This is a genomic window from Bacillus sp. MYb209 (assembly GCF_002975175.1).
Taxonomy (GTDB): Bacteria; Bacillota; Bacilli; order Bacillales; family Bacillaceae_G; genus Bacillus_A.
In genome coordinates this window covers 96,396-108,981 of record NZ_PCNZ01000017.1, presented here as the reverse complement: position 1 = coordinate 108,981, position 12,586 = coordinate 96,396, and the positions used below count along the sequence as shown (strand labels likewise).

14 protein-coding genes are annotated in these 12,586 nt (G+C 34.4%); 10 read left to right on the top strand and 4 right to left on the bottom strand.

Annotated elements, in window-relative coordinates:
* Positions 1 to 124 precede the first annotated feature (124 nt).
* The 3 genes from CQZ94_RS21330 (at position 125) to CQZ94_RS21320 (ending at position 3,332) form a co-directional block, all read left to right on the top strand.
* The gene (locus CQZ94_RS21330; protein ID WP_000750833.1) at positions 125 to 544 is read left to right on the top strand and encodes a VOC family protein; all 420 of its coding nucleotides are present in this window, start codon (positions 125 to 127) and stop codon (positions 542 to 544) included.
* A gap of 332 nt (positions 545 to 876) precedes the next feature.
* The gene (locus CQZ94_RS21325) at positions 877 to 2,526 is read left to right on the top strand and encodes a copper resistance CopC/CopD family protein (RefSeq protein WP_105586967.1); all 1,650 of its coding nucleotides are present in this window, start codon (positions 877 to 879) and stop codon (positions 2,524 to 2,526) included.
* Positions 2,527 to 2,711: 185 nt separating this feature from the next.
* Positions 2,712 to 3,332 (top strand): YcnI family copper-binding membrane protein, encoded by a 621-nt coding sequence (locus CQZ94_RS21320; RefSeq protein ID WP_105586966.1) that lies wholly within the window; start codon positions 2,712 to 2,714, stop codon positions 3,330 to 3,332.
* A 45-nt stretch (positions 3,333 to 3,377) separates the two neighbouring features.
* Here CQZ94_RS21320 and CQZ94_RS21315 read toward each other — a convergent pair whose 3' ends face one another.
* On the bottom strand, positions 3,378 to 4,283 hold the full coding sequence (locus tag CQZ94_RS21315) for a DMT family transporter (protein WP_105586965.1): 906 nt from the start codon (positions 4,281 to 4,283) through the stop codon (positions 3,378 to 3,380).
* A gap of 97 nt (positions 4,284 to 4,380) precedes the next feature.
* Between CQZ94_RS21315 and CQZ94_RS21310 the strand changes: the two genes are divergently transcribed.
* From CQZ94_RS21310 to CQZ94_RS21295, 4 genes are all read left to right on the top strand, one after another.
* Positions 4,381 to 5,250, top strand: a complete 870-nt coding sequence (locus CQZ94_RS21310; protein ID WP_002148756.1) for a LysR family transcriptional regulator — start codon at positions 4,381 to 4,383, stop codon at positions 5,248 to 5,250.
* Between the two features lie 120 nt (positions 5,251 to 5,370).
* The gene (locus CQZ94_RS21305) at positions 5,371 to 5,802 is read left to right on the top strand and encodes an Rrf2 family transcriptional regulator (protein ID WP_002148752.1); all 432 of its coding nucleotides are present in this window, start codon (positions 5,371 to 5,373) and stop codon (positions 5,800 to 5,802) included.
* Between the two features lie 103 nt (positions 5,803 to 5,905).
* On the top strand, positions 5,906 to 6,556 hold the full coding sequence (locus CQZ94_RS21300) for a DsbA family oxidoreductase (protein ID WP_105586964.1): 651 nt from the start codon (positions 5,906 to 5,908) through the stop codon (positions 6,554 to 6,556).
* Between the two features lie 73 nt (positions 6,557 to 6,629).
* Positions 6,630 to 7,232, top strand: coding sequence for a nitroreductase family protein (locus tag CQZ94_RS21295; protein WP_105586963.1), 603 nt, complete (start codon positions 6,630 to 6,632; stop codon positions 7,230 to 7,232).
* Positions 7,233 to 7,401: 169 nt separating this feature from the next.
* Here the strand turns inward: CQZ94_RS21295 and CQZ94_RS21290 are convergent, their stop codons facing one another.
* Entirely contained in the window at positions 7,402 to 7,821 is a 420-nt protein-coding gene (locus CQZ94_RS21290; RefSeq protein ID WP_105586962.1) for a GNAT family N-acetyltransferase, read from the bottom strand.
* Positions 7,822 to 8,028: 207 nt separating this feature from the next.
* Between CQZ94_RS21290 and CQZ94_RS31835 the strand changes: the two genes are divergently transcribed.
* Positions 8,029 to 8,163, top strand: coding sequence for a hypothetical protein (locus CQZ94_RS31835; RefSeq protein ID WP_105586961.1), 135 nt, complete (start codon positions 8,029 to 8,031; stop codon positions 8,161 to 8,163).
* A 287-nt stretch (positions 8,164 to 8,450) separates the two neighbouring features.
* On the top strand, positions 8,451 to 9,470 hold the full coding sequence (locus CQZ94_RS21280) for an AI-2E family transporter (protein ID WP_105586960.1): 1,020 nt from the start codon (positions 8,451 to 8,453) through the stop codon (positions 9,468 to 9,470).
* A 46-nt stretch (positions 9,471 to 9,516) separates the two neighbouring features.
* On the opposite strand, the gene CQZ94_RS21275 is transcribed toward CQZ94_RS21280, so the two are convergent.
* On the bottom strand, positions 9,517 to 9,801 hold the full coding sequence (locus CQZ94_RS21275; RefSeq protein ID WP_105586959.1) for a YesK family protein: 285 nt from the start codon (positions 9,799 to 9,801) through the stop codon (positions 9,517 to 9,519).
* A 113-nt stretch (positions 9,802 to 9,914) separates the two neighbouring features.
* Positions 9,915 to 10,859, bottom strand: coding sequence for an L-lactate dehydrogenase (locus CQZ94_RS21270; protein WP_105586958.1), 945 nt, complete (start codon positions 10,857 to 10,859; stop codon positions 9,915 to 9,917).
* A 200-nt stretch (positions 10,860 to 11,059) separates the two neighbouring features.
* Here CQZ94_RS21270 and CQZ94_RS21265 point away from each other — a divergent pair, with 200 nt between their 5' ends.
* The gene (locus CQZ94_RS21265; protein ID WP_105586957.1) at positions 11,060 to 12,508 is read left to right on the top strand and encodes a flavin monoamine oxidase family protein; all 1,449 of its coding nucleotides are present in this window, start codon (positions 11,060 to 11,062) and stop codon (positions 12,506 to 12,508) included.
* Positions 12,509 to 12,586: the final 78 nt, after the last annotated feature.

Sequence of the window (12,586 nt, the reverse complement as noted above, 5' to 3'; positions counted from 1 at the left end):
AAATACCCTATAGAATAGACTTTTTTTAAGTGTCTATTCTATAGGGTACATTTTATTTGATTCTATAACTTTTTTTGTTACTATTGATAAGGATAGAAAAAATAAAGTAGTAGGGGAAAAGTACATGAAAAAAACAATTGATCATATCGGCATTGCAGTTCGTGATATAGATAGTACGATACGTTTTTATGAAAAAGTTTTGTTAGGAACTTTAATAGATCGATACGTAAGTGAAGCACCCGGTGTTGAAAGTGAAGTAGCCATTCTTGAAGTAGATGGTGATAGAATTGAATTACTTGCACCGACGAATAATACAACTTCTCCAATAGCGCGATTTATAAAGCAAAAAGGTAAAGGCGTTCATCACGTTGCGTATCGTGTAGATGATTTAGATGTAGCTTTAGAAGAATTGAAAGAACAAGGCATTCGAACGTTAGAGCATACACTTCGAATTAATAAACACGGTAGAAGATTAATTTACCTTAATCCGGCGGATACAGAGGGTACAATTATTGAGTATTGTGATTATCCAGAAGAGAAATAAAGGAAGTTTATACTTGAGAAGAGGTGTTACGTAATAACGTAACACCTTTTTTAATTTATTCATTTCACATTTCCTTCACAAATGATTCACGATAACTTTTCTTCTTTAGAAACTTACATAAATATATTTTATTATAATAATAATCAACTTTAAAAATGTAAGTTGCATCTATGATGGTAGTTACTAATATATTGAAAGTTTAGAGGTGAGCGATAAACAGAGAGTAATACGGTATAGATCCTTATACTTAATCAGGTTAATATTTTATCAAGAAATAAAACTTGGGAAGTAAAAAGTAATGAAAGTGTAGTGACGAAAAAGAAAGAAGTGAAATGAGTGTGAAAGTAATGAGAAGGTTAGGGGCATGGCTATTAATAGCGTGCGTGTTTATCATATTGATACCAAAAAGTGCATCTGCTCATGCGTATGTTGTGAAATCAAACCCTAATGAAAACGAAACGTTGAAAAAAGCGCCATCTGTTGTGAAAATTGAATTCGATGAGGACATACAAGTTTCGCGTTTTAATACATTGTTCGTAAGAGATACCTCAGGTAAAAGAGTAGATTTAAAAGATGCTCATATTGATAAGAAAAACAAAAAATTATTAGAAGCTGGGTTAAAAGAGAATCTCAGAAATGGTCTCTACTCTATTCAGTGGAAAGCTATTTCAGCTGATGGGCATCCAATTCAAGGAGTTATTCCATTCCGTATTGGATTAGCAGAAGCGGGAACAGACGATATACAAGTAGAAGAGATGGGCTATGTTCCGCAAATCGATATGATTATGGAACGTGGAATTTTATATACAGGTTTTTCTTTATTTATCGGTGTTCTATTATTTAATCTTATCCTATATAAAGGAAGTGCAAGTCAAGTTCGGTCGAGGAGTAAGAAAATAATATGGATCTCATTATTTGGGATATTCATTAGTTTACTATTCAATCTACCATTGCAAGCGAAAATGAATGCTGATGTTTCATGGTTAGAAGCATTCGATCCTTTATTATTAAAAGAAACATTACAGCTATCTGTTTTTGGTTATGTATGGATGGCTCAAATGGCTCTTATTAGTATGCTTATAATTGTTACATATTTTGCGGTGAAGCGTGAAAAGCTTTCATGTTTTAAAGTATGGAGCATTCCGATTGTATTGTTTATTGGCTTACTTGCAATGAAAGCCTTAAATAGTCACGCATATGGTTTAAAGTTTAAAGGAATTGCTGTCGTTATGGACTTTCTACATTTATTCGCAGCTTCGTTATGGATTGGGGGGCTATCATCGATTGTTCTTCTTTTACGTAAAGAGGATGACAAGTGGACTATGTATTGGGATGCGATCAAGCGTTTTTCGCCATGGGCAACAGGTGCCGTCATAGTGATTTTATTAACGGGTCTTTTTAACAGCACATTTTTTATTCCCACGATCCATTCCCTATTTGATACGAAGTATGGATTGGCCTTATTAGCAAAGATACTTTTATTCGTGTGTATGGGGATATTGGGAATTATTCATTATGTGAAAGCGAGAATGCGAGCGCAGCAAAGGTTAGGAGCTACGGTGAAAGTAGAGTTTATCATTGGAATTATCGTTTTTGTAATCGTAGCTTTTATGACAAATGTACAAACGCCGCCGATGCCTCCTGCGGGACCTTTTACAGAGAGTAAACAATTAGATAATGGATATGAACTTACTTTACATGTAAGTCCTAATAAGGTAGGACAGAATACATTTCATATTACTTTGAAGGATGAGAATGGACAGCCTGTTACTGATATGGAACAAATTGTATTGACGACTCAATCTTTAGATATGAATATGGGCAAAGGTTCATTTAAAGTTTCGGCAGTGTCACCGGGAGAATATGAAGCGGAAGGAATGTATATTAACATGACAGGAAACTGGAATATACATGTTCATGGGTTAACAAAATCGCTTGATAGTTTCGATATAGATTATAAATTTATTGTAGGTGGCAGATAAAGTGAAACTTTAATCAGTGGGGGTTTTGTTCATCCCCACTGATTATTAGTTGAACCAATCGGGCTTTTACGGGCAGTTGATCTCCCACCTAACTTCTTTACTCCAGCCGAATTTTGAGGTGGGAGTCTTACTGCCCGTTAATGCGGGATAAAGAGAAGTTACAGAGGAAAAGGAGTTATAAGAAAATGAAACGTATAAAAAAATTAGGAACAACAATGATAGCAACAATAATTGCAATGGGGATTTTTTCGTTACCTGTTAGTGCTCACGTAACTGTGAAACCAGCAACTTCTGACGTTAACTCTTGGGAGACTTATACGATAAAGGTACCAGTTGAAAAGGATATTGCTACAACAAAAGTTACACTGAAAATACCATCTGGAGTCGAGTTTCAACAGTATGAGCCAGTGCCAGGATGGAAAGTGGAAGAACAAAAAGATGCAGCTGGAAAAGTTAAAACTGTAATATGGGAAGCAACAGGAGAAGGGATTTTACCTGGTCAGTTTCAGCGATTTACTTTCGTTGCCAAAAATCCAGATAAAGAGCAAAAAATAGCTTGGGATGCATATCAACAATATAAAGACGGAGAAATTGTTGAATGGACAGGTGATGAGAAAGCTGAGAAACCACATTCCCTTACTACGATTGCAAAAGGTACGTCACTTACAGGAGAACATGGTGAAGTATCTAGTGTGGAAAAAAATGAAGGTACGAGCAGTATGCAAACAGTAGCAATTATTTTATCAATTTTAGCTATCGTATCGTCAGTGGGGACATGTATTTTTGTAGTACGTCGTAAAAAATAAGATATAAGAAAGAGCCTACAACAATAGGCTCTTTCTTATATCTTTTTATTTAACTTCAGCTTGTTGTCCTACAGCAAGTGCTTTCGGTTTTATATTTACAAAACAAATGCTTACGACAATAAATAATAGTCCAATAAATAAGCTCATTGTAATGGCCTCATGTAAGAAAATAGAGCTTACAATAATAGCGATAAGAGGGATAAGGAATGTATAAGCCCCAACTTTACTTGCCTCACCAGCTCCTACAAGTGTGAAGTAAGCAAGCCACCCCATTGCAATAACAAAGAATGAGATGAATAGTAGTACACTTACAAATGGTATACTCCAAGCGATGTTAGACCAACTTTCAAATTCTGAACCAAATCCGATTAAGCAAAATCCGCCAATAATAAGCTGAAGTGTTACCATCCAAATGGCATTAACGCGGTGTCCAGTTTTCTTAATAAATACTGTGCCGAGTGCCCAGCCGATAGCGCATCCTAAAGCAAGTAGTACACCGATAATAGAAATATGTCCAGTTAAACTACTAGAGCTAATAACCCCAACACCAATAAAACCAAGAATAAGTCCGAAAATTTTCAAGCCATACATTGCCTCTTCAAGCCAAATCCATGAGAAAATGCCGAGTAAGACAGGTTGGAGAAATACGATTGCGGAGAAGAGTCCGGCGGGCATATACTGAAGTCCGACAGTTTGTAGTCCGTAAAACAAAATAATATTGAGTAAAGATGAAATAAAGTATAAATGCCAAGTTTCCTTTAAATTTAATTGTTTGTATTTCGGTAATGCGAAAATAAGTAAGATAAATCCTCCTATTAAAGTTCTAATCCCTGCAAAGAGTACGGGTGGTGTGTAATGCAGAGCGAATTTAGATAACGGCCAATTAATTCCCCACATAATAACGAGAAATGTAAGGATTATTGCCGTCTTAGTTCGAGAAAGCTGTGTCACTGTAAGACCTCCTTGTTGTAATTCATTTCCCTATGATATGATATCGAGTGTAATAAATAAAATGAATCTTTTTTATGGGGAGTATAAGTAATTAGTTATGACCATTACACAACTTCAAGTTTTAATTAAAACGGTTGAATTAGGAAGTTTTACGAAGGCTGCTGGGATGTTGAATATGACGCAACCAGCTGTAAGTCATGCAATTTCAAGCATTGAGTCAGAATTAGGGGTTACCATTCTTATACGTGATAAACGAAAAGGGCTAATCGTTACAGAGGTGGGAAATCGAATTCTTGTACATATTAGAGAAATTTTGAACGGTGTGGAGAAGATTGAGCAAGAAGTTGCGATGGAGAAGGGGCATGAAGTTGGAACGATTCGAATCGGGAGTTTTCCGAGTGCTTCAGCATATTTCTTACCTAAAATGATTAATATCTTTCGTGAAAAGTATCCGAATTTAGAATTAGTTCTTTGCGAAGGTACACTTAAAGAAGTAGAAGATTGGCTATTATCACGAGTAATTGATATCGGAATTGTTATTTTGCCTAATAAAGATATGGAGATTGTGCCCTTAACGAAGGGGAAAATGGTTGTCGTCTTAAGAGAGGATCATCCTTTGTGTAAGAAGAAATCTATTACAATAAGTGATTTAGAGAATGAACCAATCATATTATGTAAGGGTGGATATGAACCTCCCATTATTGATATGTTTAAACAAGCGAACGTACCACTTCGGGCTGAATATGTAATTTCGACAGTTACAACAGCTTTAAATATGATTCAAGAAGGATTGGGAATCGCAATTTTGGCTGAGTTATCTTTAACGAGTTTACCAAAGAATATACAAACGAGAGAATTGGAACCACAAGTATGGAGAGAAATTGCTTTAGCTGTTCCTTCATTAAAGGATTCTTCACTCGCTGTACAGCTATTTATTGAAGAATTCCAAGAGTTATTTGCAGAATAAAAAGAGGTGTCTCATATATCATAATGGGACACTTTTTTAATTTGCTTATAAAAAATCTATAAAAAGGATTGACTTATTTTTTGGTTGTAACTATAATGATTACATCAGGTGGTGATTACGATGAAAATTAGTAGCCGCTTTTCTATAGCTGTTCATATTTTATCTATTTTAAAAAACAATCCATCTTCAGTTTGCACTTCGGACTATATGGCCGAAAGTGTAAATACAAATCCGGTAGTCATTCGTAAAATAATGTCTTACTTGAAACAATCTGGATTTGTTTACGTAAATCGCGGACCAGGTGGCGCGGGATTATTAAAGGATTTACATGAAATCACATTGTTAGATGTGTACCATGCAGTGAATGTAGTAGAAGAAGACAAACTATTTCATTTTCACGAGCAACCGAATCCAGATTGCCCAATTGGAGCGAATATTCAAGCGGTGTTAGAAGTTATTTTAATTCAAGCACAATCCGCGATGGAAGAAGTTTTGAGAAATATTACGATGGGGCAGTTATTTGAATCTTTACAACAAAAAATGAATGCATAATATGATAATCGCAAGTCTCTAAAAGAGAATGCATATTTTTTCCTTAAAATTGTAACTGTTCTGGTTACATCTGAAAATAAAAAGAAGGTAAGGTGCAAATAATATGGCTGTGAAAATGAAAGTATACTCAGATTTTATATGTCCGTTTTGCTTTTTAGCAAAAGGTCCATTAGATGAAGTAGCGAAAGAGAAAGATGTGGAAATCGAATGGATGCCGTTTGAATTGCGTCCAAGTCCATATTCTAAAATAGATCCTTGGAACGAGCCAGATAAGTTAGGTTCATGGGATTCTTTCATTCTTCCTACTGCAAAAAAATTAGGGGTTGAAATGCGTCTGCCACGTGTTTCTCCGCATCCATATACACATTTAGCTTTTGAAGGGTGCCAATTTGCGAAAGAGCGTGGACTTGGCAATGAGTATCATCACCGAGTATTTACTGCGTTTTTCCAAGAAGAGCAAAACATTGAAGATATTGATGTATTAACGAAATTAGCGGTAGAAGTAGGGCTTCCTGAAGCTGAATTTAAAGATGCTTTAGTAACTCGTAAATATAAAGAAAAACATCAAGAAGCAATTCAGCATGCATATGATGAAGCGAATATTATGGCTGTACCAACTGTCATGATTGGAGATGAAGTCATTCAAGGACTTGCTAGTAAAGAAACGTTAGAAAGAGTAATTGATAAAGAAATCGAAAAGGATAAAACAAATTCATTTGAAGGTATGCAATGTAAGACGGATGGATATTGCTAATTCGTCTTGCATGAAAGAATCAAGTTGATTTGTTTAAATAAAAATAATAAAACATATATTTGGAGGAATTAAAATGTCAGCAACTACAACAAATTTAAAAGAAGCAATCGTGAACCGTCGTTCAATTCGTAAAGTAACAAAAAACGCTACAATAACAAAAGAAAGAATTGAAGAAGTTTTAAAAACAGCTTTACATGCACCAACATCTTTCAATATGCAAAGTGGCCGTATGGTCGTATTAATGGATGGAGAGCATGAAAAGTTTTGGGGTATCGTAAAAGAAACATTAAGAGCTCGCGTGCCAGCAGAAAACTTTGAAGCGACTGTAGAAAGACTAAAAGGCTTCTATGCAGGTGTAGGAACAGTACTATTCTTTGAAGATCAAGCAACAGTAGAAAAAATGCAAGAAAATGCACCATTGTATAAAGATCAGTTCCCATTTTGGTCTCATCAAGGAAATGCAATGTTACAACATACTGTATGGATGCTATTATCGGCTGAAGGAATTGGAGCGTCATTACAACATTACAATCCAATCGTAGATGCTGAAGTAAAAGAGACTTGGAACATTCCAGCAGAGTGGAGCTTAGTAGGACAAATGCCGTTTGGTGAGCCAAATGAACAACCAGGGGAAAGAACATTCTTACCTACTGAAGATGTAGTGAAATTTTATTAAGAAATACAATTCAAAACCAAAATTTAAAAAAGTTAGATAAATTAAAGGACAATACATATTAGTCAAATATAATATGTATTGTCCTTTTTTATTTAATATTCACGCCCGATTGGTGAAGGCTAATAATCAGTGGGGGATGAACAAAACCCCCACTGATTAAAGTTTCACTTTATTTTTTTGAAAGGACAGTAAACATCCCCGTCATGTTTGGTGAGTAATCTTTAAAATCATATTTTTCATAGAACGATTCTTTACCTTGTGATGCAAACAAACCGACAAACGCCTTATCGGGGGCATTCTGATTTAAGTATTCAACCAAAATATGCATTATTTCTTTCCCAATACCATTTTTCTGATAATCTGGATGAACCACTATATCTTGAATATAGAAATAGATAGCCCCATCACCAACAATTCTCCCCATGCCCACAATTTGTTCATTATCCTTGACTGTGATGCAGTGGATAGAATTCTTCAGTGATGTTTCCACCACTTCAAAATTCATATAATTAGTCCATCCAACAGACTCGCATAAATACTTGTACTCTTCCAATGTTGGAATGTTATTTTTAAACTCATATTTCTTCAAAATGTATCCTCCAAGTCCTCAATTTCAACAAATAAATAAATTCGACATTTTTTTATCTATTCCTCCTATGCAACTAAACCCCCTTTAGCTATTGAACATAATACCCTCTGTTTAGTCTATTTAATTTAGTACAGCTTATTTGTGTTATTTTATAAGAGTTTAGGGAAGAAATATAAGAAGTGATCTGGTTAAAAAGGAAGTGGAAATATGAGTGATGAGAAAAAATATACAGTGGTAGGTACTGAAGTCGAGGAAGTAAAACGTTTAAACAAAAATTCAGGGTTAACGTATAACCAAGTGAAGGAATTGTTAGCGAAGCAAATGCAAAAAAGAAATGATTAGATTGAAATAATTAAGCTTTTCATTTAGCATTTTTCTAGAGAGAGTTAAGTAATAGATAACTCTCTTTTTTCAATATGAAAAATTTACTAAGGAGCAACAGTCTAAAAATAGACGTTCTCCTAAAATATAGAGTTGAAAAATAGTTTTTAGAAAAGTATTAGATGAAAAATCAGACATTAAAAAAGAAAAAAAGGATTCTTCCTAATTAGTAAGAAAGATTGTCTATAGAAGTTCATAAAATGTAATATATCCAATTTCCATCCATTGAAGGGGGAGGTTAATTTTTAATGAATGAAGTGAAAAATTTCTTTCGAAGTAGAGGGTTTCAACGGTTTCTCGTTTTAATAATATTAGTGCTTGTATTGTATGGATTAAAAAGTATGATTAATTTAATATTAATTACGTTTATTCTCACGTTTTTGATGGATCGATTTCAAAAGTTTATTTCAAAAAAATTGAAAGTAAATAGGAAAGCGGTTATTGCTGGTTTATATATTGTATTAGTGACGTTTATTGTAACTACACTATATAAATATTTGCCTGTACTAACGATACAAATTTCACAATTGATTTATCAGTTTAAATTGTTTTTTCAAAACCCACCTGATAACGAGATAATTAAATATGCACTTTCGACAATTAATGGAATGGAAGTATCGAAATATATCGAACAAGGTGTAGATGTCATTTATCAATCGATAGCAAACATAGGAAAAGTCAGTTTACAAATACTACTTTCTCTTATTTTAAGCTTATTTTTCTTATTAGAAAAAGAACGCATTATAGCATTTACTTCGAAATTTAGAGATAGTAAGCTGAAAATTTTTTATGAGGAGATTGCATATTTCGGTGAAAGGTTTGCAAGATCGTTCGGAAAAGTGATTGAAGCACAGTTTTTAATTGCGGTTGTAAATTGTGTGCTCACTGTAATTGCACTTGTCATTTTAGAATTTCCACAGCTTCTTGTATTGGCTGTCATGGTCTTTCTACTCGGTTTGATTCCAGTTGCTGGTGTTATTATTTCCTTGTTTCCACTTTGTATAATTGCCTATAACGTCGGCGGGGTTATGTATGTTGTATACATACTAGTATTCATTACAATAATCCATGCTCTTGAAAGTTATTTTTTAAATCCAAAATTTATGTCTGCAAAAACGAATTTACCTGTTTTTTATACATTTATGATTCTTATCTTTTCAGAGCATTTCCTCGGAATATGGGGGCTTATTATCGGGATTCCAATTTTTATCTTTTTATTAGATGTACTTGATGTAAATAATGATGAACCGATTAAAGATAATAAATGATAGAAAATGACCGATGTTTTCTCTTGATGAAAACATCGGTCATTTATTATTTTTTCTTTGGAGGAGGTAGTTTAATGAAGGTATTTGCAATTAAAGCTATAATAACAGCAGCAAAAATAAACAATGCGATTACACCAACTCCCATACCTGCCCATCCGCCTATAAGGAAGATACTTATCGGTATTGCTAACAAGCTTAAAATAATTAGAATCAATCCGAGATTCTTATCATATTTTTTTGTTGGAAAAAGCGTTCTGATGATTAAGAAGAGGAAAAGTATTAAGGCTGTTACAGCTAATAAGAGGAGTACAATCGTCCAAGAATCATACATGAAATCACTCCTTTCTATTATGGATAATATTACAGTTTATATTGAGGGGGAACAAAATATATAAAAAAGCAATCCAACATAAATTGGATTGCTTTTTTGATTAAAATATACGATTAAAGTACAGGAGCCATTGTTCCTTTCAATACTTGAACAGAGTGATCGAATTTTAATTCTTCTTCTTCACTTAATTCAACTTCTAAAATTTCACGAACGCCGCCGCGGTTTAAGACAGCAGGTACGCCAATATAAACGTCTTGTTGGCCGTATTGACCTTCAAGATATGCTGATACAGTTAATACACTGTTTTCATTGTTTAAGATTGCTTTCGTTACACGCAGCAGTGACATACCAATGCCGTAGTATGTAGCACCTTTTCGTTCAATAATGTGGTAAGCTGCATCGCGAACGTTTATGAAAATCTCATCTAAATCTTTTTGGTTGTATGTGTTGTCTTTTCCAAGAAGTGTTTCTAGCTTTTGAATACCAACTGATACGTGACTCCAAACTGGAAGTTCTGTATCACCGTGCTCTCCGATAATATAAGCATGAATGTTATGAGGTCCAATATCGAAGTATTCACCTAACATATAGCGGAAACGAGCAGAATCAAGAGTTGTACCAGAACCGATTACGCGTTCTTTCGGTAATCCAGATTCTTTCCAAGTTACGTAAGTTAAAATATCTACAGGGTTTGTTGCGATTAAGAAGATACCGTCAAAGCCGCTATCCATAATGCTACGAACAATTTGCTTGAAAATTTTAGCGTTTTTCTCAACTAAATCTAAGCGTGTTTCACCTGGCTTTTGTGGCAATCCAGCTGTAATTACAACAAGATCTGCGTCTTTACAATCTTCATAACTACCTTTCCAAACCTTTGTTGGAGCTGGTGCGAAAGGAACAGCATGGCTTAAGTCCATTGCTTCTCCTTCAGCTTTTGCTTCATTTACATCAACTAAAACAAATTCTTCAGCTACAGCTTGGTTAATCATACAGTAAGCATAACTACATCCAACTGCTCCTGTTCCTACTAATACAACACGGTTAATACCTTTTTTCATGTCAAAATTCCTCGCTATTTCATTAATTTTATTATGTAAGATAATACGTCTTACTTCTATAGTTTCATATCTATTTTATTACATTTTATAAAAGATATTCAAGTAATTGAAAATGTATCCGCTCAATTACTTGAATGAAACATAGGAATTCTGTTAAACGAATATAATTCAGTAAAATCCTTCGTAAAAGGGGAATTGGCATGGGGAATCCATTATCGATGGAAAAAATGCTTCAAATTATTCATGAAGGGCTTGCCAAAACGAATAACCCCAAACGAATTACAGTTGCTGGTGCAGGGATATCTGGATTAGTTGCAGCATCTTTATTAAAAGAGGCTGGGCACGAGGTAACGATTATAGAAGCAAATAACAGAATAGGTGGCAGGGTGTATACGATTCGTGAACCATTTAGCGCAGGATTATATTTTAACGCAGGTCCTATGCGTATTCCGGATACTCACGATTTAACTTTAGCCTACATTCGTAAATTTAAACTACCGTTAAACCTTTTTATTAATAAAAATTCTTCAGATATAATTTATACGAATAACAAAAGAACGAGATTGGATGTGTTTGAAAAGGATCCAAGTGTACTTGGATATCCAGTTTTAGATAAAGAAAGAGGGAAAACGGCAGAAGAATTAATGTTAGAGGTATTAGAACCGATACTTAATTATATTAAGAAAGATCCTAATAAAAACTGGATTATTGTTGAAAAAAAGTATAAAACATATTCGCTCGGTTCATTTTTAATTGAGTACTATTCAGATGGAGCAATAGATATGATCGGAGTACTTCTTGATATGGAAGCATACATGGGAATGTCTTTAATTGAAGTATTACGAGAAATGATCTTTTTCACTTCAACGACGAAATATTATGAGATAACAGGCGGGATGGACGCATTACCAAATTCATTTTTACCGCAGCTAAAGGATAATATTTTCATGTCATATAAAGTAGAGAAAATAATTCAAGAAGATAACCAGGTAATGATGCAAGTGAATCATGAAAAAACGTTAGAGCAATTTATAGTAACGGGTGATATTGCTATTATCACAATTCCATTTTCAGCTTTGCGATTTGTAGAAGTCCAGCCGTATCATTTATTCTCTTATTATAAAAGACGGGCAATTCGTGAATTAAATTATATTGCATCGACTAAAATTGCGATAGAGTTCAAAAGTAGATTTTGGAAAAGAGCGGGGCAGTGTGGTGGTAAATCTATTACAGATTTACCGATACGTTTTACATATTATCCAAGCTATGGCATTCAGTCACCAGGGGCAGCTATCGTTATAGCAAGTTATACGTGGGCAGATGAAGCGTTAACGTGGGATAGTCTCTCGCATAGAGATCGTATTCGTTACGCATTAAAAAATTTAGCACAAATATATGGTAACGTGGTTTATAGTGAGTTTGTTACAGGCGCTTCTTTTAGTTGGAGTCAAAATCCGTATTCTTGCGGAGCATTTACAGCTTTTGAACCAGGGCAAGAGCTTGAATTGTTTCCATATATTACGCCGCCAGCGGGCAGAGTGCACTTTGCAGGAGAACATACGACATTAACACATGGATGGATGCAGGGAGCAATCGAGTCTGGAATTAGAGTTGCTCATGAAGTGAATGAAAATGAAACGATAATCTAGCAGTTTTGTTTACAAATAGGTATTCTTTTAATAAAATGATAAGTATAAATCGTAATAATTACGCTTTGATGAAATTTG